General features: G+C 43.2%; 20 protein-coding genes and 1 tRNA gene. 10 read left to right on the top strand and 11 right to left on the bottom strand.

The window, feature by feature from the left end:
- Positions 1 to 25 precede the first annotated feature (25 nt).
- From I6L24_RS07780 to gatC, 4 genes are all read right to left on the bottom strand, one after another.
- Positions 26 to 610, bottom strand: a complete 585-nt coding sequence (locus I6L24_RS07780; protein ID WP_228733307.1) for a hypothetical protein — start codon at positions 608 to 610, stop codon at positions 26 to 28.
- 82 nt (positions 611 to 692) lie between these two features.
- Entirely contained in the window at positions 693 to 2,174 is a 1,482-nt protein-coding gene (gatB, locus tag I6L24_RS07785) for an Asp-tRNA(Asn)/Glu-tRNA(Gln) amidotransferase subunit GatB (protein WP_216985877.1), read from the bottom strand.
- On the bottom strand, positions 2,174 to 3,652 hold the full coding sequence (gene gatA / locus I6L24_RS07790) for an Asp-tRNA(Asn)/Glu-tRNA(Gln) amidotransferase subunit GatA (protein WP_216985878.1): 1,479 nt from the start codon (positions 3,650 to 3,652) through the stop codon (positions 2,174 to 2,176). The genes gatB and gatA overlap by 1 nt, the downstream gene beginning before the upstream one ends.
- Before the next feature lie 52 nt (positions 3,653 to 3,704).
- On the bottom strand, positions 3,705 to 4,019 hold the full coding sequence (gatC, locus tag I6L24_RS07795) for an Asp-tRNA(Asn)/Glu-tRNA(Gln) amidotransferase subunit GatC (protein ID WP_005262428.1): 315 nt from the start codon (positions 4,017 to 4,019) through the stop codon (positions 3,705 to 3,707).
- 132 nt (positions 4,020 to 4,151) lie between these two features.
- Between gatC and I6L24_RS07800 the strand changes: the two genes are divergently transcribed.
- From I6L24_RS07800 to I6L24_RS07825, 6 genes are all read left to right on the top strand, one after another.
- Positions 4,152 to 5,198 (top strand): rod shape-determining protein, encoded by a 1,047-nt coding sequence (locus I6L24_RS07800; protein ID WP_004279360.1) that lies wholly within the window; start codon positions 4,152 to 4,154, stop codon positions 5,196 to 5,198.
- Between the two features lie 16 nt (positions 5,199 to 5,214).
- Positions 5,215 to 6,072 (top strand): rod shape-determining protein MreC, encoded by an 858-nt coding sequence (gene mreC / locus I6L24_RS07805; RefSeq protein WP_004279362.1) that lies wholly within the window; start codon positions 5,215 to 5,217, stop codon positions 6,070 to 6,072.
- The gene (mreD, locus tag I6L24_RS07810) at positions 6,059 to 6,550 is read left to right on the top strand and encodes a rod shape-determining protein MreD (RefSeq protein WP_004730376.1); all 492 of its coding nucleotides are present in this window, start codon (positions 6,059 to 6,061) and stop codon (positions 6,548 to 6,550) included. The genes mreC and mreD overlap by 14 nt, the downstream gene beginning before the upstream one ends.
- Entirely contained in the window at positions 6,538 to 7,104 is a 567-nt protein-coding gene (locus tag I6L24_RS07815; protein ID WP_216985879.1) for a Maf-like protein, read from the top strand. Before mreD ends, I6L24_RS07815 begins: the two co-directional genes overlap by 13 nt.
- A 38-nt stretch (positions 7,105 to 7,142) precedes the next feature.
- Entirely contained in the window at positions 7,143 to 8,597 is a 1,455-nt protein-coding gene (gene rng / locus I6L24_RS07820; RefSeq protein WP_216985880.1) for a ribonuclease G, read from the top strand.
- 132 nt (positions 8,598 to 8,729) lie between these two features.
- Positions 8,730 to 8,903 carry a PA1571 family protein gene (locus I6L24_RS07825; protein WP_004646222.1) on the top strand — a complete coding sequence of 58 codons (174 nt, stop codon included), beginning with the start codon at positions 8,730 to 8,732 and terminating at the stop codon, positions 8,901 to 8,903.
- A gap of 208 nt (positions 8,904 to 9,111) precedes the next feature.
- Here the strand turns inward: I6L24_RS07825 and I6L24_RS07830 are convergent, their stop codons facing one another.
- Positions 9,112 to 10,494 carry a WS/DGAT/MGAT family O-acyltransferase gene (locus tag I6L24_RS07830; protein WP_216985881.1) on the bottom strand — a complete coding sequence of 461 codons (1,383 nt, stop codon included), beginning with the start codon at positions 10,492 to 10,494 and terminating at the stop codon, positions 9,112 to 9,114.
- Between the two features lie 172 nt (positions 10,495 to 10,666).
- Positions 10,667 to 11,401: a phosphoadenylyl-sulfate reductase gene (locus I6L24_RS07835; RefSeq protein WP_004783085.1), complete on the bottom strand. Its 735-nt coding sequence runs from the start codon at positions 11,399 to 11,401 to the stop codon at positions 10,667 to 10,669.
- A 208-nt stretch (positions 11,402 to 11,609) separates the two neighbouring features.
- Between I6L24_RS07835 and thrH the strand changes: the two genes are divergently transcribed.
- On the top strand, positions 11,610 to 12,227 hold the full coding sequence (gene thrH, locus I6L24_RS07840; RefSeq protein WP_004783083.1) for a bifunctional phosphoserine phosphatase/homoserine phosphotransferase ThrH: 618 nt from the start codon (positions 11,610 to 11,612) through the stop codon (positions 12,225 to 12,227).
- Positions 12,228 to 12,297: 70 nt separating this feature from the next.
- On the opposite strand, the gene I6L24_RS07845 is transcribed toward thrH, so the two are convergent.
- The 4 genes from I6L24_RS07845 to I6L24_RS07860 form a co-directional block, all read right to left on the bottom strand.
- A complete protein-coding gene (locus tag I6L24_RS07845; protein ID WP_004783082.1) occupies positions 12,298 to 13,515 on the bottom strand; it encodes an OmpP1/FadL family transporter in 1,218 nt (405 codons plus the stop codon).
- 321 nt (positions 13,516 to 13,836) lie between these two features.
- Positions 13,837 to 15,165, bottom strand: a complete 1,329-nt coding sequence (locus I6L24_RS07850; RefSeq protein ID WP_216985882.1) for an OmpP1/FadL family transporter — start codon at positions 15,163 to 15,165, stop codon at positions 13,837 to 13,839.
- A 337-nt stretch (positions 15,166 to 15,502) separates the two neighbouring features.
- Positions 15,503 to 15,578, bottom strand: a tRNA-Arg gene (locus I6L24_RS07855).
- 88 nt (positions 15,579 to 15,666) lie between these two features.
- The gene (locus I6L24_RS07860) at positions 15,667 to 17,022 is read right to left on the bottom strand and encodes an amino acid permease (RefSeq protein WP_216985883.1); all 1,356 of its coding nucleotides are present in this window, start codon (positions 17,020 to 17,022) and stop codon (positions 15,667 to 15,669) included.
- A gap of 332 nt (positions 17,023 to 17,354) precedes the next feature.
- On the opposite strand from I6L24_RS07860, the gene prpF reads away from it, so the two are divergent.
- From prpF to I6L24_RS07875, 3 genes are all read left to right on the top strand, one after another.
- Positions 17,355 to 18,545, top strand: coding sequence for a 2-methylaconitate cis-trans isomerase PrpF (gene prpF, locus I6L24_RS07865; protein WP_216985884.1), 1,191 nt, complete (start codon positions 17,355 to 17,357; stop codon positions 18,543 to 18,545).
- 153 nt (positions 18,546 to 18,698) lie between these two features.
- Positions 18,699 to 19,562, top strand: coding sequence for an IS982 family transposase (locus I6L24_RS07870; RefSeq protein ID WP_004729973.1), 864 nt, complete (start codon positions 18,699 to 18,701; stop codon positions 19,560 to 19,562).
- A gap of 192 nt (positions 19,563 to 19,754) precedes the next feature.
- Complete coding sequence (locus I6L24_RS07875) at positions 19,755 to 20,663, top strand: polyprenyl synthetase family protein (RefSeq protein ID WP_216985885.1); 909 nt, start codon at positions 19,755 to 19,757, stop codon at positions 20,661 to 20,663.
- An 83-nt stretch (positions 20,664 to 20,746) separates the two neighbouring features.
- On the opposite strand, the gene putP is transcribed toward I6L24_RS07875, so the two are convergent.
- Complete coding sequence (putP, locus tag I6L24_RS07880) at positions 20,747 to 22,237, bottom strand: sodium/proline symporter PutP (RefSeq protein ID WP_213686986.1); 1,491 nt, start codon at positions 22,235 to 22,237, stop codon at positions 20,747 to 20,749.
- Positions 22,238 to 22,447 lie beyond the last annotated feature (210 nt).

A 22,447-nucleotide genomic window follows, 5' to 3' on the forward strand; every position in this document is an offset into this window, starting at 1 on the left:
TTAATTAGGTGGTTTATGTCGCACTTCAAGTTTTACTCTGCCGAGAGATATATTGAGGTAATGGAAGAGGGTCATTATAGGTGGGAAATAAATTTATGTAAGTGCTGTTGTTGAATATTTGGAAATGGGGATTATTCGCTGATAGAGCAAAGATATCTCCTGATTTTAAAGCCCAATGATTTCTATATTCTTCTAATCCTTCAAATTTTAAATATTCTTTAATTGTGTTTAAATAAAAATCAAAATCCTTATTTTTTTGTTTCCAAGTTTCCTTAGTATCTTCATCTGTGTATGTGATATCTTCTCTAGTTTGAATATTTATAGAATGTAATTTATTAAATTCAACAACTATATTTTGTTCTTCAGAATAATATGTAATGTTTAAAATTTTACCTAATGAAATTTCTTTTTCAAAACGCTCCATAGTAACTAGAGCAGGGTATTTTTTGAGTAAATCTAATTTTTCTTGGGTTAATGTTTTATATAAAATACGAATATCTTCATCTGTATATTCTAGGAAACGACTCGAATGAAAATTAATTTGATATATTTCATCATTCTGAGTAATTTGATGTTCATTGCTAACTTGTAATATATTGAAAAAACTCATTTATAAAGATAATCCTTGAAATTATAAAAACCCCGCACTAAGCGAGGTTTTTATCTCATGAAAATAACTAATTAGTCAATTATCAACCAATCAATTTCTTCATTAATTCATTGACTTGTGCAGGGTTGGCTTTACCTTTTGCAGCTTTCATTACTTGACCCACAAGACCGTTAAAGGCTTTCTCTTTACCAGACTTATATTCCTCAACCATCTTCTCGTTGGCAGCAAGCACTTCCTTAATAATCGCTTCAATTGCGCCTGTATCAGTTTCCTGTTTCAAGCCTTTTTCCGCAATAATTTCGTCCGCAGATTTGCCTTCGTCCCACATAAAGCCGAATACTTGCTTCGCGATTTTACCGTTAATCGTGTTATCCACAATACGCGCGATCATACCGCCAAGTTTTTCCGCAGATACAGGAGAATCCGCCAAATCTAAGCCTGCTTTGTTTAGCGCCCCTGAGAATTCGCCCATCACCCAGTTTGCAGACACTTTACCTTGTGCAGCGCCGCCAGCAGCAGCGACAACTTCTTCGTAAAACTCTGACATTTCACGTGTAAGCGTTAAAACGTGTGCATCGTACTCAGTCACACCAAAGTCCGCCACGAAACGTGCACGGCGTGCAGCAGGAAGCTCAGGCATGGTTGCTTTAATGGCTTCGATTTGCTCATCAGCAATCACCACAGGCAACAAGTCTGGGTCAGGGAAGTAGCGGTAATCGTTCGCTTCTTCTTTAGAACGCATTGAACGCGTTTCCATCTTTACAGGGTCGAACAGACGCGTTTCCTGATCAATGGTGCCATCCCAGTCCAGAATTTCCATTTGACGTTCAATTTCAACATTGATCGCTTGTTCAATGAAACGGAATGAGTTCAGGTTTTTCAATTCACAACGTGTACCAAACGGTTGACCCGGACGACGTAAAGATACATTACAGTCACAGCGGAACGAACCCTCCGCCATGTTACCGTCAGAAATACCTAACCAGCGCACTAAAGTGTGAATTGCCTTGATATAAGCAACCGCTTCTTCAACCGAACGCATATCCGGTTCAGAAACGATTTCAAGCAGCGGCGTACCAGCACGGTTCAAGTCGATGCCTGACATACCTTCGAACTGATCATGAATCGATTTACCCGCATCTTCTTCGAGATGCGCACGGGTTACGCCAATGCGTTTAACCGTGCCATCTTCAAGCTGGATGTCGATATGACCCAAGCCCACAATCGGGTTGTCCATCTGGCTGATCTGGTAGCCTTTTGGAGAGTCCGGATAGAAGTAGTTTTTACGCGCAAATACAGACGCCTGATCGATGTAAGCATCGATGCCCAAACCAAAGCGAATCGCAAGATCAACCACTTCTTTGTTTAATACCGGTAATACGCCCGGCATAGCCAAATCAACCAGGCTGGCTTGCGTGTTTGGATCATTACCGAAAACAGTCGATGAACCTGAAAAAATTTTGGTATTGGTGGCAAGCTGAGTGTGAATCTCGATACCAATAACGACTTCCCAACCATCAATCAGGTTGGATTTTGGTTTAGCCGATTTTTGAGCTTGAGCCATTATGCGTTCTCCTCAGCAATTGCAGCGCGTTTTGTATGCCAATCGGTGGCCTGTTGATACTGGTGTACCACAGACAACAATTGAGATTCTGACCAGTAATTACCAATCAGCTGTAAGCCAACTGGCAAGTTATTTTGGTCAAAACCGACAGGCGCGTTAATCGCAGGAAGACCTGCCAGATTTACCGCAAGCGTATAAATATCGCCCAGGTACATTTCAACTGGCGTTAAATCTGCACCAATTTTATAGGCAGTCGTTGGCGCAGAAGGTGCTGCAATGACATCGACCGATTCAAATGCTTTAAGGAAATCTTGCTGGATCAGGCGACGTACTTTCTGTGCTTTTACATAGTAAGCATCGTAATAACCTGCAGACAGGGCATACGTACCAATCAGGATACGGCGTTGCACTTCTGCACCAAAACCTTCTGAACGTGAACGCTTGTACAGGTCCATCAGGTCCACAGGATTTTCTGCGCGATAGCCATAACGTACGCCATCAAAACGTGATAGGTTCGAAGAAGCTTCGGCAGGTGCGATCAGGTAATAAGTCGGAACATAGCTTTCAGTCATGTTGAGGTCGATCTCAACAAGCGTAGCGCCCATCTCTTCTAACTTTTTAAGTGATTCTTCGACACGTGCTTTTACGTCTGCATCCAGACCTTCCACATTGAAATATTGCTTTGGAATACCAATACGCAAACCTTTTACTGAGGTAGCGTTCAGATTTGCCACATAGTCATCAACGTCTTTGTCCATTGAGGTTGAATCCTTGGCATCATGACCTGCCATCACATTCATCAGGTAAGCACAGTCTTCCGCCGAACGCGCCATCGGACCGCCTTGATCCAGTGATGAGGCATAAGCAATCATACCGAAACGCGATACACGGCCATAGGTCGGTTTAAGGCCGGTGAGGCCACAGAATGACGCAGGTTGGCGAATAGAACCACCGGTATCAGTACCAGTTGCAAATGGTGCTAAATCCGCTGCCACAGCTGCTGCAGAGCCACCAGAAGAGCCGCCAGGGACATGACCCAGGTTCCAAGGGTTAGCCGTTGCGCCGCAATATGAGTTCTCAGAGGTTGAACCCATCGCGAATTCGTCCATGTTCACTTTACCTAAAGTGACCAGGCCCGCAGCTTTGCCTTTCGCTACTACGGTTGCATCGTAAGGAGAGATAAAATTGTCCAGCATTTTTGAACCGGCAGTGGTCTTGATGCCTTGGGTACAGAAAATGTCTTTGTGGGCAACTGGCACACCAGTCAGGGCAGAGGCATTGCCAGCTTTGATTGCAGCATCGGCAGCATCAGCTTCAGCTAATGCCTGTTCAGCAGTTACCGTCACATAAGCCTTGACCTGTACATCAATTTTTGCGATGCGCTTTAAGTAGTGTTCAGTCAATTCGCGAGATGAAAACTGGGCATTTGCCAGACCTTCACTAAGTTCACGAATGGATAAGCGATGTAAATCTGTCATGAGAAATAATTCTTTACGTTTAATTTAATAAAAAGAATGAACTGGGTAGTAATTACTCAATCACGCGCGGTACGAGGTACAAGCCATCCTGAACAGCTGGTGCAACTGCTTGGTATTGCTCACGATGATTGGTTTCGGTAACCACATCATCACGTAGCGGCTGAGGGTGGTCGAAAGGGCTTTTCAGGGGTTCAATACCGTCGGTATTGATGCCTTTCAGGGTTTCCATCATGCCTAAAATTTTATTTAAACTTTGAGCATATTCAGCAGATTGCGTATCATTGAGAGATAACCTTGCAAGGTTGGCAATAGCTGAAACTGTTTCTGCACTTAAATCTGCAGAATGCTGTGCATCCGATGTAGACATAATATTACCTAATCAGTATTAAAAAAATTCAAATTATCATGCGTTATGATAAGCGATTGACTTGTCCAAATCATCACATTTAGTTAAAGTGGCGACCTTGCGTCCATATAAAGTTTAACTGAGAACGTCCCCGTGATTCTAAAACGACTAATAGGCTTGTTTTCGCCCGATCTTGCCATTGATTTAGGTACAGCAAATACACTTATTTATGCGCCAGGACGAGGCATTATATTAAATGAACCAACGGTTGTAGCCATCCGTCATAGTGGTTCACATAAAATTGTTGCGGCAGTCGGTCTTGAAGCGAAGCAAATGCTAGGTCGTACCCCAGCCAATATCTCAGCGATCCGTCCGATGAAAGATGGTGTGATTGCGGATTTTGAAGTCACTGAGACCATGCTGAATCAGTTTATTCGCAAAGTACATGAAAACCGTTTATTTACTCCGGCACCGCGTGTGGTGGTTTGCGTGCCATGTAAATCGACTCTGGTTGAGCGCCGTGCCATTCGTGAAGCCGTGTTTAATGCGGGCGCACGTGATGTACGTTTAATCGAAGAGCCAATGGCAGCAGCGATTGGTGCAGGGATGCCAGTCGAGCAGGCTTGTGGTTCGATGGTGGTTGATGTGGGCGGTGGTACTACTGAAATTGCGATTATCTCGCTGCAAGGTTGTGTTTATGCAGATTCTTTACGTATCGGCGGTGATGTCTTTGATGAGCAGATCATTAACTATGTGCGTAAAGCGCATGGCTGTGTGATCGGCGAAACCACGGCTGAAGTAATCAAAAAAGAAGTGGGTATGGCGTTGCCAGATGAAGGTGCTAAACCGCTTGAAATTGAAGTTCGTGGCCGTAACCTCGCAGAAGGTGTGCCTCGCGCAATCGTGGTTAATTCTGACGAAGTCACCCAAGCGATTTCTGATCCATTACAAAACATCGTGTCTGCGGTGAAATCTGCTTTAGAACATACCCCTCCTGAGCTTTCTTCGGACATCGCTGAACGTGGTATCGTGTTAACTGGTGGTGGTGCATTACTGCGTAACCTGGACAAGCTGCTTGCCAAAGAAACTGGCCTGCCGGTGGTGGTGGCAGAAGATCCACTGTCTTGTGTGACACGTGGTGGCGGCAAGGTACTCGAATTTTTCGACAACCCAAATCATGACATGTTATTCGTAGGCTAAGAAAAGGATCCGGCGGGTGCAAGCACATCTGTTTTCTCGACAACCGCCATCTTTTCGCTCTTTTATCATTGCATTGGTAACATGCTTGGTGGTGCTTTTCTTTGATTGGCGCATGCCGCATGTTGTTCAACCTGCAAGGGATGTCCTGTACGCTGCTTATAATCCTATTTATGCGGTGGCCAGCTATCCGGTATTGTCGCGAGAGTGGTTGAATCAACAAACCAAGTCTGAAGCTCAATTGCGTCGGGAAAATACCGCGATGCAGGCCGAGCTGTTACAGGCACAGGTACGCTTACAAAAAATCTCTGAACTTTCTGCTGAAAATACACGTTTGCGCGGTCTATTGGACACGCCGCTGATCATTGATGGGCGTATTGAAATTGCCGAAGTGATTGGTACCGATGCCGATCCATTACGGCATATTATCGTGATCAACCGGGGTTCAAATAACGAGCTGAAAGTCGGGCAAACGGTACTGGATGACAAGGGTATCATGGGACAGATTATCAATGTCTATCCGCATAGTAGCCGGGTCATGCTGTTGTCCGATAAAGAACATTCACTGTCAGTGCGCCTGGAACATACCGGTATGCGTGCCATTGTTTCGGGCACAGGTGATCTGGGACGTTTAAAAATGGAATATGTACCGACCAGTGCCAATATCAAGGTCGGTGAAAAAGTCTATAGTTCGGGCTTGGGACAACATTTCCCGGCAGGTTATCTGGTGGGGCAGGTATCTAAAGTACAACGCCATAATTCTGGTGAATTTGCCCAGATTGATGTGACGCCTGCGGCTCAGCTGGCCGGTGGACATCATGTGGTGGTGTTATTTTCCGATTCATTAGCGATGGAGCAACCGCATGTCAATCGCTAAGATGAAATCCAGAAAGCATCGTGATCCTTTAATGGCTATTGTCATTTCGGTGATTGTAGCTTCTATTTTAATGGTCTATCCACTTTCCTATAATCTCTCGGGCTGGCGTCCGCTGTTTATGCTGATGATCATGCTCTTCTGGGTGTTATGTCAGCCAACCTGGTGCGGGATCTGGTTTGCCTTTGGTACGGGTATTTTTATTGATCTGCTGCTGGATGCACCTTTGGGTCTGAATGCGCTGAGCTTTATCATTATTGCCTTTTTAGCTCGCTTTCTGACCCGTGAACGCCGTATCCTGACCTTTAATAATCTCTGGGTGATTATGGGGCTGGCGATTGTCGCATATCTGCTGATGATCTTTTTTACCCAGATTATAGCTGGCGTGCAATTTTCTTATGCACGGCACTGGATTCCGATGCTGACCAGTATTCTGGTTTGGCCTGCTATTTATTATATGCTCAAAAAATGGCGCATATAATTCTAGCTTCGAGCTCACCCCGGCGTCGTGAGTTATTGCAACAACTCGGGCTGAGCTTCGATATTTACAGTCCCGAGATCGACGAATCTGTACAAGCAGGCGAGTCGGTCGCAGCCTATGTTGAACGTCTGGCACGTGCCAAAGCCGATGCCGTGGCCGAGCGTTATCCAGATGCCATCATTATCGCTGCGGATACCAGTCTGGGGGTGGATCAGGAGATTTTGGGCAAGCCTGAATCCAAACAACATGCGATTGAAATGTGGACAAAAATCTCCGGTCGGTGGCATGATGTCTATAGCGGTGTCTGTGTTCGTACAAAGCATGAAAAATACAGTATAGTGGTACGCACACAGGTCGAATTTCAAATCCTGAACGCCACAGATATGGAAAATTACTGGGCGACAGGTGAGCCACTCGGTAAAGCCGGGGCTTATGCGATTCAAGGAATTGCAGCACGTTATATTCCAAAAATGCAGGGCAGTTATTCCAATGTGGTGGGCTTGCCCTTATATGAGACAGTACAGTTATTACAGACGGTTAAGGCACTAAATTAACTGCTGAAAAGAATTCTTATAATGTTTTGAGTGTAGTTATGTCTGACGAGTTGTTGATTAACGTCACGCCGATGGAATGTCGGGTCGCGTTAATTGAAAACGGCACGGTCAATGAACTGTTTGTCGAGCGTACGGCCAAGCGTGGTCTGGTAGGAAATGTCTATAAAGGAAAAGTGGTGCGGGTCTTACCCGGCATGCAGGCTGCTTTCGTGGATATCGGACTTTCTCGCACTGCGTTTTTACATATCAATGATATGGTCTGGCCACGCAATCAACCGACGCCGAATGTCTTTGAGCTGCTTCAACCTGGACAAATCCTCACGGTTCAAGTGATGAAAGATATGCTCGGTACCAAAGGTGCGCGCCTGTCTACCGATCTCTCTATTCCTTCGCGTTATTTGGTGCTGATGCCATATGGTAATCATATCGGGGTATCACAACGGATTGAGTCTGAGGAAGAGCGCAATCGCTTGCGTTCCATCATTGAGCGGATTCAGGCAGAACATAAGCTGCCAGGTTCAGTGATTGTACGTACTGCAGCAGAAGGGATTGAAGAAGAAGCCATCGCACAGGATATGGCTTATCTGGCCAAGCTTTGGGAATATATCCAGCGTAAGCAAAAGATTATTGCAGTACCTTCTTTGATCTTTGAAGAGTTGCCTTTGCCGCAACGGGTGATTCGTGATCTGGCCAATGAAGAAACCGCCAAAATTTACGTCGATTCACGTGAAATTCATGCCAAGTTACAGGAATTTGTCGAAGAATTTGTCCCGAACATGAAAGACCGTTTGCTGCATTATCCGGGCGAGCGGCCAATTTTTGACTTGTATAATGTCGAAGAAGACCTGCAAAAGGCATTGCAAACTCGCGTCGCATTGAAGTCTGGCGGTTATCTGATGATTGACCAGACTGAAGCCATGGCCACAATTGATGTCAATACCGGTTCTTATGTTGGTGGCCGTTCGTTGGAAGATACGGTTTTTAAAACCAATATGGAAGCGACGGATGTTATCGCGCGTCAGTTACGTCTGCGTAATCTCGGCGGCATTATTATCATCGACTTCATTGATATGCAGGAAGCGCAGCATCGTGAAGAAGTGATGAAACAGTTTGAGCGCATGCTAGAACGTGACCATGCCAAAACCAAGATTACTCAGGTGTCGGAACTGGGCTTGGTGGAAATGACCCGGAAACGCACCCGTGAATCGCTGGAACATCTGCTCTGTGAATCTTGTCCGACCTGTCAGGGACGTGGTTATGTCAAAACAGCCGAGTCAGTATGTTACGAAATATTCAGGGAAATTCTGCGTTATGCCCGTGCTTATGAGTCACAGAGTGGCTTTACTGTCGTCGCGCATCCTGCTGTCATTGATCGGTTATTGACGGCAGAAGCGCCTGCAGTCGCTGATCTAGAACATTTCATTAATCGCGTGATTAAGTTCCAAGTAGAAAATCTGTATACGCAAGAGCAATACGATATCATTCTCAGCTGAAATTGTAACAGAATATCGTTAAACACTTGTTACATCTGAAATTTTACAATCGGGCCTTTATTTACAATACTAGATACATGAATTAGCCAAAGCCGTTTCTCCCAGTTTCAGGCTTAGCAAAAGGAGTGTGTGATGAGTATGAGTAAAGCAGTAATCCATAAAGGCCTAAAACACGTATTAGAACCAAAGACTGTACATGCAGGATATATCGTCGATGAGCGCGGTAATGAAGTTCAGATTACCGCGAGCATGATCCGTAATGTCTGCCATCAATTATTACAACAGTGCCGTACCATTAAAAGCTGATTGCATTTGTGCATTGTTTCTAACTTATCAAAAAGTGATTTGGATAGACGTTTAAATAGAGAAGTCATCCAAAATTTCTAAAATAATTTAAAAAGATTTCCAAAAATAAAGAAAAGGGACCAGATCGGTCCCTTTATTCTGTGCTCTAAGACTGGCAAAAATGATCAGCATCTTTGGCAGTCCATCTATCTTATTTATTCATCCGCGGCTAGCTTACCGCCCGTAACTTTGGGACAGGTTCGCCATCTACAATAAGTTCAAAACGTTGAATTTCTTCTTCCAGATGTGTCAGCAAGTTCTGCATTTTCGGCAGGGCATTACGACATGCAGTTAAGCCGACTTCCAGTTTGTCTAGATAGCTGGTCATGGTGATATTCAAGGCCTGACCATCCAGTACGATAGAAGCCGGATAAAGTGCTTCAAGACGTGCACCATTCCAGTAAAGGGGCTCTTGTGGTCCAGGTACATTGGAAATAATCACGTTAAATGCCTGACGTGTCGGCATTAAACCGGATGCAATATTCAGACCTGCGGCACCATAGACAAAGGCGCTATAGTTCAAGATTTGATTGGCATTCATACGTTTAAAGCGCTCTTTGGCACTCAGTACACTACGGCGTACGATCTTGAGACGTTCCAGCGGATCTTCTTTATGTGTGCCCAGATTGGCCAGAATCATGGTAATACGGTTGGATATATCTGAATCGTCACTACGAACCGAAGCTGGAACCATGGCGATTAACGGTTTTTTCGGTAAGGCATTTTGCGATAATAAATATTCACGTAATGCACCTGAACAAATGGCCAGTACGATATCATTAATGGTCACGCCCAACGCTTTGGAAATATGACGTAAACGTGAAAATTCGAAAGACTGTGCGGCAAAGCGACGTGAAGCACTGACGCGTTGATTCAGAATACTGCTTGGTGCCTGGAAGCTGGACACATAATCGGGATTACGTCCCATATCCTTCATGACAGTTTGCGACAGTTCATAAGCAACTCGTGGCGCACATTCCAGTTGCCCCTTAATGGTCTGCAGGACATTTTTAAACCTGTTAACTTTAGGTGCTTTAAGGCGTTTGGCACGTGGCCCTTCCACACACCATGGCGGTACAATACTCTTGGCATGGGGGTCAAATGAAAGTGATTTTTCGACCAGACGCATGCCAGCGATTCCATCCACCATGGCATGGTGAATCTTGAAGTACATGGCAAAACGGTTGCCTTCAATGCCTTCAATAATATGACAGGTCCATAAAGGTTTAGCGCGGTCAATCAGTGCGCTGTGTTCTTGGGAAATATAAGTCAGCAGCTCGCGGATACGCCCAGGTTTCGGTAAGGCAATATGACGAAAATGATGATCTAAATCAAACTCTTCATCTTCATCCCAAAATAAACCGTTTAAATAGTTATTAAATGGAGGAATCGGTGAGGATTTGGAATTGCGAATATCAGTCACCAGATCCCGGATAAAAGAGGCTGGTGCATTGTCAGGAATTTGAAACAAAAATAACCCGCCTACATGCATAGGCTGCTGCCGTTTCTCTAAAGACAAAAAAATAAAGTCAATCGGATGTAATGGACGCATAGCGTAGATTGCCTCACTGCATTTTCTTCAGCTGCTCATGTATAAGCAACCTTGTTAGAATTATTGGTATCACATTACAAAGTATAGCGATTTTGTCGCATAAAGGTACTGATTTTTCTGTAGCCGATTGGTTCACAAAAAAACCACCCGACGAACGGATGGTTTTTTAAGATTATTTTTTCAAGTTCCCGGCATGCAAGCCACATTCTTTATGGGTGGCTTCTTCCCACCACCAGCGTCCTTCACGTTCATGCTGATTTGGCAGCACAGGACGGGTACAAGGTTCACAGCCAATGGAGATAAAACCTTTTTCATGTAGTGGGTTGTATGGAATTTCCATCATTCGGATATAATTCCACACATCTGCACTAGACCAGTTGGCAAGGGGATTATATTTAATCAGCTGTTTGCCTGGACCAGAAAAACCTTCATCAGATTGAACCACCGGAATGTCATTCCGTGTTCCCGGGCTTTGGTCTTTACGCTGACCGGTAATCCAGCCATCTAAAGTTGCCAGTTTTTTGCGTAAAGGTTGCACCTTGCGGATTCCGCAACATTCCTGATGGCCGTCACGGTAAAAACTGAACAAACCTTTTTCAGTCGTCAGTTGTTGAATCTCCTCTGTTTCCGGGAAGCAGATTTCGATATCAATATTATAGTGCTGACGAACCTTTTCAATAAATTGATAAGTCTCAGCATGCAGACGCCCTGTATCCAGGCTAAATACCCGGAAAGGTTTACCTAAATTGGATGCCATATCAATCAGTACGACATCTTCTGCACCGGAAAATGAAATGGCAATTTCGCCTTCCTGGTCGAGAGCAAGCGCTAAAATTTCACTTGGTGATTTATCTGCATATTCAGATGCGAGCGCATCTACCATAGCAATAGTGGGGATTTTGGTCATATGAGTCCTGGCGACATAGGCTTGGAAATGACGTGGCCTATATGAATTTATTTCAGATTTATTCTATTTTAATAGAAATGCCCAAAGCTACTTATCACTAAAAAATAAATACTTATGAAAAAAACAGATTTAAAAAAGAACAGTGCAAAATCTTTTTCTTCAGCTATGATAGGGCAAAATTTTTTCAATACAACTGAGGGGATGCTTCATGGAAGTCGTATGTCTAGATCTAGAGGGCGTTTTGGTTCCAGAAATCTGGATCAATTTTGCTAAAAAAACAGGTATTAAAGAGCTCGAAGCAACGACACGTGATATTCCTGACTATGATGTGTTGATGACCCAGCGTTTGAATATTTTAAAACAGCATGGTTTGGGTCTAAATGATATCCAGGCTGTGATTGCGGATATGGGGCCATTTGAAGGCGCCAAGGAATTTGTAGAATGGGTAAGTACTCATTTTCAGCTGATTATTCTGTCTGACACTTTCTATGAATTTGCTCATCCTTTAATGAAGCAACTAGGCTGGCCAACGATTTTCTGTCATAAGCTGGAAACTGATGAAGAGGGCATGATCACTGCTTATAAACTTCGCCAGCCAGATCAGAAGCGTCAGGCAGTGAAAGCATTACACGGTCTGAATTTCCGTGTGATTGCAGCCGGTGATTCATATAACGATACGACAATGCTGGGTGAAGCAGATCATGGCTTCCTGTTCGACGCACCAGAGAATGTGATTGCAGAATTCCCGCAATTCCCGCCAATTTATGGTTATGACGCATTGAAAGAAGCAATCCGTAATGCATCGGTACGTAATATTCCAGCTTAATTTTTAAGTTTGAAATTAAAAAAAGGCACCAAAGGGTGCCTTTTTTTATTAGAGTAAAACTCTTTATTGCTTAGAAACGGTAGCCGATTTTTAGGCCATAACCCATGGCATGGTTGTCTTCAAAATCACCTACAATAGTACCGCCAGTTTGTGCTTGGGCATCGCCTAACCAGAAATATTTTACGCCAGCCTGAATAAAGTAATTCTCAGCAGGGCTATATTGAGCACCTAAGCCTACATTCCAGTAACCTTCAGTTGGACCTAAAGTCGTTACAGGGTTGCCTGCACCTGAGTCATAACCTACAGAAGCTGAACCTGACCATTTATTATTGAATTTGCGACCTACACCGACTGTTGCTGACCATTGATCATTAGAGTAATCGATCAGATTTTGTGCTTTTCCTTTTGCCAAGGCTGAAGCTTGAGCGAGTAAAGATGGTGTTACAGCAAATTGATCCCAATGAACCCAACGAAGATTTGCAAAAGCAATAGTATTTTGAGCGACACCTGATTGCAGATCAATATTTACCGACTGAGGTGTAACCGCCTCTACAGTACTTTCTCTTTCACCTAAAGTCGCCAATAATGGTTTTGCTGGACTTAAAGGATGACCTGCATCAGGAAGTTGTTGTCCTAAAAGAGCTAAATCAGACTGTTCAGAAGATTTTGCTTTATGCTTAATTTCTGAACGATAGGTAACAGAAGCTTTTAATGCAATTTCAGGAATTTGATAAGCAAATCCAGCAAGCCATCCAAAGGCTTCTTCTTGTTTAAGCTGAATGTTATAGCCACTTAATAAAGAATAAGCACCCCCCCGTAATTTAATATCAGCCTCAACAGTTTGCCACACTGGACCAGCATAGAAATTCCAGTTTTCTGTAGGTTGATAACCAATGAGGGCAGTTAAATTATGTGTGTCAACATCAACTGATGTACCTTCTACACCATTACCAAAAGAACCAGCAGTTTCAGCGTATGTTGCATCTGCTCCAAAAGGTTGATCATAGATCAAGCCTAAAGAAATTTTGTCTGTTGCTTGAACTTTAATTGCAGCAGAGGGGAAATAGTAATCTTCCCCCATGTCGTTAATTTTTTCACCTTCAAAAGCAGATACTTTAGATGTCCCTTTCACAGTTGGATCAAGAACAGAAATTCCTGCTTCTGCATAGTTACCAGGTTGTAAAAAAGCCTGAATAGACTGGCCTGAACGGTCTAAACCGGCAGCGAACACGAGAGAAGTAGGCAGGCTAGAAAGAAGAATAGCGATAGAGATTGGCTTAAGCTTCATGGCTCATCCTTGACAATGTTGCATAAATATTAATAAAAGTTGTGGAAAAGTAACACAAATTTAAAAAGAGTAAATGCTCCACTTCGTCCAAGAAATTAACTATGGCGGTTATAAAAAATGATTGCTTAGAGTATTTATACTATATTTTTTTGATTAACTTAATGAAAATAAACAAATAATAATTTTTATCAAAATATATTAAAAACAAAATTTAGGCAAAATTTGATTGGTGATAAAAGCATCGAATAGTATACGGGTGTATAAAAATATAAATGAGACAATAAAAACCACCCGAAGGTGGTTTTTATTAACTAACAGGAATTAGAAGCGATAGCCCATTTTTAAGCCATAACCTAAAGCATGGTTATCTTCAAATTGTGCCACAGAGTTTCCTGTACCAAACATTGATGCAGGTTGAGCTTTAGCATCACCTAACCAGAAGTACTTCACACCACCAGCGATAAAGTAGTTTGCAGCAGGTGAGAATTGCAGACCTAGGCCAACATTCCAGTAACCTTCAGTTGGACCTAAAGTTGAAACAGGGTTGCCTGCACCTGAATCCCAACCTACAGAGACATTACCTGCCCATTTTTCATTAAATTTACGGCCTACACCTACAGTAGCTGACCATTGATCATCTGTATAACCCACTAAGTCAAAACCATTTGGATTATCTGGGGTTAAGCCTGCGGCACCTAAAGCTTCTGAAACTGTACCAAACTGTTCAGGACGAATTGAAAAATCTTCCCAGTTTACCCAGCGCACATTAGCAAAAGCGACTGTGTCAGCCATGATACCAGTTTGGAAATCAAGGTTTACAGATTGTGGAGTTGTAATTTTAGTAGTAGTGTTTTCGTTATATACCGCACCTGGCCCAGGAACTAAACCAGTTAAAACTAAGCTTGTACCATATTCATTGGTTGCTAATTCATGATCGATTTCAGAACGATAAGTTAATGATGCTTTTAATGCAATTTCAGGAATTTGGTAAGCTAAACCTGCAATCCAGCCTACTGCAGAATCTTCTTTCATATCTGCATTATATTGGCCTAATGCAATAGTAGAACCGTATGCGGTACCACGTAGTTGAACATTCCCTTTAACGGTCTGATATACCGCACCACCATATAGATTCCAGTTTTCAGTTGGTTGGAAGCCTACTAGGAATGTTAAATTTTCGGTTGTAACTTCTACTTCAGTTGCTTCTTGGCCGTTATGGAATAAGCCTTGTCCAGCAAATAATGCAGCTGGAAGACCCAAACCTGCTAATGCTGGGTTTGCTCCAGCATCACCAACTGAATAGGCCGCATCAGCACCAAAAGGTTGATCATATAAAAGACCCACTGATAAATTATCAGCTACTTGAAACTTTAATGCTGCACTTGGGAAGTAATAATCTTCGCCCATGTCTGATAGAGAGGTATTCTCAAGACCAGCTAATGCTGCAGGAATAGCAGGGTTAGGAGTATAGCCTGCATTAGCTTTACCAGATACAGATGGATCTAATACAGAAATACCAGCCTCAAAGTAATTACCTGGTTGTAAAAACGCTGCGATAGATTGACCTGAGCGATCTAAAGCTGCTGCAAATGCACCCGTCATTGGTACAGTTGCGAGAATCATTGAAGTAGTTAATGTTTTTAATTTCATTTACGTCTTTCCTTGAGGTACAAATTTATATCTGGCGTTGTTGTTTGCACTTATTAAATTCTTGGAGATTTCGGGTATTTATCCGCAATCATTTGTTACTCCATGTGACAAAAATAGCACAATTAAAATAAGAGTAAATGCTCTAGAAAAAACTAATTAGTCTAAAAAAGCATCAAAATAGAGTTTTTACACCAAAAAATAGCCTCATTTTGAAATAAGTATTTGAAAGTAAAAGAAATAAAATAATGAAGAAAAAATGATTTTTTGTATAAAAAATATTCTAAAAATATGAAGATTAACGCTAATTTTTTGAAGTATAGATCACATTTTGAAAGGATGGTGCGCCCTGCGGGACTCGAACCCACGTCGGTCGCTTAGGAGGCAACTGCTCTATTCAGTTAAGCTAAGGGCGCGAAAAGAAGGCTATTGTACTGTAAAAAATACAAAAAAAAGTTATTGCCGAAGCAATAACTTTTAAGGACTCATAGCTACAGGAGTTGTCTAGATATTTTTAGGCTTAAGTAACTTAAACAGACCAAACATAACTACAATCCAAAGCGGGATCATCAAAATAGATTCCTGGAATCCTTGCGTCCACATGATGTAAAGAATCGTAAGAATAAAACCAAGAACCAGAATATTGCCCGCCGGAGACCATAGCGCAGGGAAAGAAGTCTTCTGTCCCAGCTTTTTCATGCTTTGAATAAACTTAAGATGGGTCAGGGTAATCATGGCCCAGTTCAATACCAGTGCACCGACTACGATGTAAATCAGATGGCTTAAGGCATCTTCAGGCACGAAGTAGTTAAGTAGCACACAGCCGAAAATCAGCACGGCAGAGAACAATACAGCAGGAATTGGCGTACCTTGCTTATTCACTTTCATGAAGACTTTAGGTGCATTTCCTTGTTGAGCCAGACCGTAGAGCATCCGGCTGTTGGCATACATACCACTGTTATACACAGACAGTGCTGCTGTCAGGATAATAAAGTTCAGTAAGTGTGCTGCCCAGTCAATGCCAAGCTGGCTGAAAATCATCACGAAAGGACTTTTGTCCAGACCCCCAAGCTCAAGCTGATTCCAAGGCACGAGTGATAACAGAATGGTCAAGGCGCCGACATAGAAAATCAGAATACGGAAAACCACCTGATTAATGGCTTTCGGAATGGTTTTTTCCGGATTTTCAGCTTCTGCCGCTGCCATACCGATCAGTTCAATACCACCGAAGGCAAACATCAGGAAGGCCAGCATGTAGAACAGACCTTCAAAACCATTCGGAAAGAAACCGCCCGCGGTCCAAAGATTGCTAAAAGATGCGCCTGAAGAAGCATCAGCAGTCAGGATCAGATACAAGCCAAAGACAATCATCGAGATGACCGCAGTCACTTTAATGATAGAAAGCCAGAATTCCGATTCACCGTAGAATTTCACATTGCCGAGGTTGACCAGTGTAATCACGATAAAGAAAAACAGTACCGATGCCCAAGCTGGAATATGCGGCCACCAGTAGTTGATATATTTCGCAACCGCAGTAAGTTCGGTCATGGCTACCAGGATATACAGAATCCAGTAGTTCCAACCCGCAAGGAAACCGGGGAATTTGCCCCAGTATTTATAAGCAAAATGGCTGAATGAACCTGCGACAGGTTCATGAACAATCATCTCACCCAATTGACGCATGATTAAAAATGCAATCAGGCCCCCAATGGCATAGCCTAAAATAATAGAAGGACCCGCAGATTGGATCACCTGTGCGGAACCTAAGAATAAGCCTGTGCCAATTGCACCGCCCATGGCGATCAACTGAATATGACGGTTCTTTAAGCCACGCTGAAGTTGTGAAGACTCGTTATTCAAAGTGTTCAGCCCGACAATGGAAAATGATAAGTGGCTGATTGTAATTGATCAGACTAAAGAAGCCTAGTCCATCCTAAGAATGAAATATTGTTGGAGGAATAATAAAAAATATTCATATAAATAACTGAAATAAAATATAAATGAATCAATATATTAATTTTATTGAAACTGTTACTGATGAGTTCTCTATTTTCTTGGATAAAATACAAATGCCGTTTTTTTATACTAAGGTCTGGCAGTCAAGCAGTTCTGCTTTCAACATACTATACTTTGAATATAAATATTGAATAACCCGTACGAAAACAAAGACAAGTCAAAGGATGAAATAATTCATGAGTTTTGCCGCCCAAATCAAGATTCCTGCAACCTATATGCGTGGAGGCACCAGTAAAGGTGTTTTCTTTAAGCTGGATGACCTACCTGCGCAAGCACAACAGCCTGGCCGGATTCGTGATCAGCTTTTGCTGCGCGTGATTGGTAGCCCAGATCCATACGGGAAACAGATCGATGGTATGGGGGGTGCCAGTTCCAGCACCAGTAAAACGGTGATCCTGTCAAAAAGCCAACACGCTGATCATGATGTCGATTATTTATTTGGTCAGGTGTCGATTGACCGTCCTTTTGTGGACTGGAGTGGCAACTGTGGCAATCTGACCGCGGCAGTAGGTGCATTTGCCATTTCCAATGGTCTGGTCGATGCCGAACGTATTCCTGAAAATGGGTTGTGCACAGTACGCATCTGGCAGGCCAATATTCAGAAAACCATTATTGCACATGTGCCGATGCAGAATGGACAGGTGCAGGAGCTGGGTGATTTCGAACTGGATGGCGTAACCTTTCCTGCGGCCGAAGTGCAGATCGAGTTTCTGGATCCAGCCGATGACGATGCTGAAGGTGGTTCGATGTTTCCGACAGGCAATCTGGTCGATACTTTGGAAGTGCCCAATATTGGCAGCTTCGAAGTGACCATGATTAATGCCGGCATTCCAACCGTATTTTTAAATGCGGGAGATCTCGGCTATAAGGGCACAGAGCTTCAGGATCATATCAATAATGACGTGGCAGCCCTGACAAAATTTGAGACAATTCGTGCCTATGCGGCGAAGCAGATGGGACTGATTCAGGATATTGCCGAAGCCGTAACCCGACAACACACGCCAAAAATTGCCTTTGTTGCACCACCGAGTAGCTATACCTCTTCAAGTGGCAAGACCGTCACTGAATCGGATACCGATATTCTGGTTCGTGCCTTGTCTATGGGTAAATTACATCATGCCATGATGGGTACCGCTGCTGTCGCAATTGGTACAGCGGCTGCCATTCCCGGAACCTTGGTAAATCGGGTTGCAGGTGGAGTAGAGCGTGAAGCGGTACGTTTTGGGCATCCTTCCGGGACGTTGAGAGTCGGTGCACAAGCAAGTTTTGAAAATGGTGAGTGGAAAGTGAAGAAAGCGATAATGAGCCGGAGTGCCCGCGTGTTGATGGAAGGCTGGGTGCGCGTACCAGAAGATGTTCTCGTTTAAATGCCGTGCATACATTTAGCCTAAAAAAACCACCGATTCTACGGTGGTTTTTTTATTGTACCTGAGTTCGACATAAAAAATAAATAAAAAAAAGCCTTAGCATCTGTAATATCTTGGTTACGAAGACAAAACATTTCAGAGCAAGGCTTTTTCATGGACTATATTACCGAATTATTTTGTATCTTGGATGATTTCTGCAAAAAGTTTAATGAATCTTTAGAGAAAGCTCTAATTTCTGATCAAAAAACAACAATGAAAAAGTCAGCTTTAAGCTTGTCTGAAGTCATGACCATTGTCATTTTATTTCATAAATCCGGGTTTAGATTTTTCAAATATTTTTATTGTCATATGATCATCCCATTTTGGAAATCAGCTTTTCCCAAGCTTCTTAGTTACAATCGTTTTATTGAAATTATGCCGCGTTGTTTGCAAGCTTTGAGTAGTTTCTTCCATCAAGTTAAAGGAGAAGATACCGGAATTTGTATTATTGATTCGACTAAATTGGTCGTTTGCCATAATCTTAGAATTAAAAGACATCGTGTATTTAAAGGCTTAGCTGGTCGTGGTAAAAGTAGCACAGGTTGGTTTTATGGATTTAAAGTCCATATTGTTATCAACAACTTGGGTGAAATTATTAATCTCAAGATTACATCGGGAAGTGTTCATGATGTTGCTGTACTTGAATCTTTAACCCAAGAGTTAAAAGGTATTTTACTGGGCGATAAAGGCTATCTGAGTAAAGCAAAAACTGAAGCTTTAGCAGCAAGGGGGCTCAGACTATTAACCCCGTCACGCAAGAATATGAAAAATAAACCCATCCAAACTGAAGAAGAAAAACAATTGCTTTGCAGAAGAGGATTGATCGAAACAGTGAATGATCAGTTAAAAAACTTACATCAAATTGACCATTCACGTCATCGTTCGGTGAATAACTTTATGGTGAATATTATGGCTGCTATAGTGGCTTATTGCTTAAATCCAAATAAGCCAACTTTCCAAAACTTGCTAAAAAGCTAAAATATTTCATCGAACTCAGGTTATTGTTTAAAATCTCTGCCTTGCTTATTTGATGTTGAATAGCAAATTTCAGCAGAACAATTCAATTTATGGCTGAAAATTCAAGGCATTTCTAGGTACAATGCCTGATCAACGTACAGGCATTTATTCGCTTGTCATTTTATTTTTCTGGACTACGTATTCGAGGCGAATGTGTCATCTATCACTGACGTATCAACCCATGCACTCACTCAAGCACAACACCGCATTCAACAGGATTTATTGACCGCTCTGGAAGCCTTTGCTATTCCGGAACCTTTAAGGTCGGCAGTCCATCATGCTGTGATGCTGGGTGGCAAGCGGGTACGTCCAGCGCTATGCTATGCCACCGCTGCATTAAAGCCTAACCAGAATAGTGCCGCAGTGCGCCGTGCAGCGGTTGCGATCGAGTTTATTCACTGCTATTCATTGGCTCATGATGATCTGCCATGTATGGACAATGATTTGCTGCGCCGTGGCCAGCCGACATGTCATGTGGCTTATGGAGAAGATACCGCGCTTTTGGCAGGTGATATCCTGCAATCGATGGCTTTTGAAATTTTGGGTAGCCGTCTGTTTGATCAGGGGCCAGCGGTAGAAGCTTCCATTGTACTGAAGCAGATGCAGATTCTGGCAACCGCTTCTTCGAAAATGGTGAATGGTCAGGTTTTAGATTTGCAGTCTGAAGGCAAGAAAATCGATCAGCAAGCACTGGAAAATATTCATCGCAATAAAACCGGTGCTTTGATTAGTGCCGCGATCATGATGGCGGCGGTGACTATTTTTGAGGGTACCGATCTGGCCATTCCTAAATTACGTGAGTTTGGACAGGCGATTGGTCTGGCCTTTCAGGTACAGGATGATATTTTGGATATTATTTCCGATACCGACGTGTTGGGGAAAACTGCAGGTAAAGATGAACAAGTTGAAAAATCAACCTATCCGGCATTGATGGGTCTGGAGCAGGCCAAGGCCTATGCCCAGCAATTACATGATCAGGCGATCAATGCCTTGAACCATTTTGAAGGTCAGGCGGAAGAGTTGAGGAAAATTACCCAGTTCTTGCTCACGCGCAAAAGCTGATTGAAAAATTATTTTTCTAAAAAAGTTTAAAGAAACCGCATAAAAAAAGAGGACTTGAAGTCCTCTTTTTAGTTGATACAGAATTATTTGCTTTCGTTATACAGGCGTTCAGCTTCTTCAAAGCGATCGGTAATTTCTGCTGTTGGTGCTTTACCCATCAGGCTCACCACCACAATCGCCAGCATTGAACAGATAAAACCAGGAACGATTTCATACAGGCCAGTGTCAGCAAACAGGTTCTTCCAGAAAATAACGACGACTGCACCCACGATCATACCGGCCAAAGCACCATTCAAAGTCATGCGTTTCCAGAACAATGACAGGATAATCAGCGGGCCAAAAGCGGCACCAAAACCTGCCCAGGCATAAGCCACCAGACCAAGTACTTTGGATTCAGGATTGCCCGCCATCCAGATTGCCAGCAAGGCAATCAGCAGTACCATCAAACGGCCCACCCAGACCAGTTCTTTTTGCGAGGCATTTTTACGCAGGAAAGATTTATAGAAGTCTTCTGTCAAGGTGCTTGAACAGACCAATAACTGACAGCTTAAAGTACTCATTACTGCGGCAAGAATCGCCGCCAGAACTACACCTGCAATCCATGGGTTAAACAGGATTTTGGTCAGTTCCATAAATACGGTTTCAGGATTGGCATTCACCACGCTTGCCAGTTCTGGATGCTGCTGGAAATAAGCAATACCGAAGAAGCCGGCTGCGACTGCACCGCCCAGACACAGAATCATCCAGGTCATGCCAATACGACGTGCATTTGGAATGGATTTGACTGAATCTGCAGCCATGAAGCGCACCAGAATATGCGGCTGGCCAAAGTAACCCAGACCCCAAGCCAAGAGCGAGATAATCGCAACAAGACTGAGATCACCCAGAATATTCATTGCTTGAGGACGAGCAGCCTCCAGTGCCAAAGTCACCTGGGACATATCCGAGAACGCCATTAACGTTACGATTGGTGTCAGCAACAGGGCAAAGATCATCAGCCCCGCCTGAATGGTATCGGTCCAGCTCACAGCCAGGAAGCCACCAATAAACACATAGCTGATGGTGGCAATGGCACTGATCCAGAGCGCGGTGCTATAAGACATGTCAAACATGCTTTCGAACAGACGCGCACCTGCGACCATGCCCGAAGCACAGTAAATCGCAAAGAAAATCAGAATCACGAAAGCCGAAACAATACGCAGGATTTTCTTCTGGTCGTTAAAACGATTCGAGAAATAATCCGGCAGGGTCAGGGCATTGTGCTGAACTTCGGTATGCACCCGCAGACGGCCAGCAACCAGCAACCAGTTGAGCCAGGCACCAATAATCAGACCGATGGCAATCCACATTTCAGACAGGCCGGAAAGATAAATCGCACCGGGCAGACCCATCAGGAGCCAGCCACTCATGTCGGAAGCCCCTGCAGAAAGTGCAGTTACGAAACTCCCTAAACGTCGGCCCCCTAAGATGTAATCGGAAAAGTTGCTTGTCGCGCGATAAGCCATCAGGCCAATCACCACCATTGCGACAATATAGAAAAGAAAAGTAATTAAGGTTGGATTTAGGGAGCTCATACGGTATCCATTTTTAAGTTGGACAGTAGATCGAAACAAGGAATAAGATAGTTGCGAAAAGCTTTAATCCGAAAGCCAGGCAACATCAAATCCAGTAGATTTCAAAAATAAACGCGAAATTTAACCATAAATTCACATTTTTTGCTGAGATTTTCTTGCGCGAATAAAAATAGGCAACCCTCGGGCTGCCTATGTATAAAGTCAAAAGAT

The sequence above is a fragment of the Acinetobacter lwoffii genome (assembly GCF_019048525.1).
Classification (GTDB): domain Bacteria; phylum Pseudomonadota; class Gammaproteobacteria; order Pseudomonadales; family Moraxellaceae; genus Acinetobacter; species Acinetobacter lwoffii_K.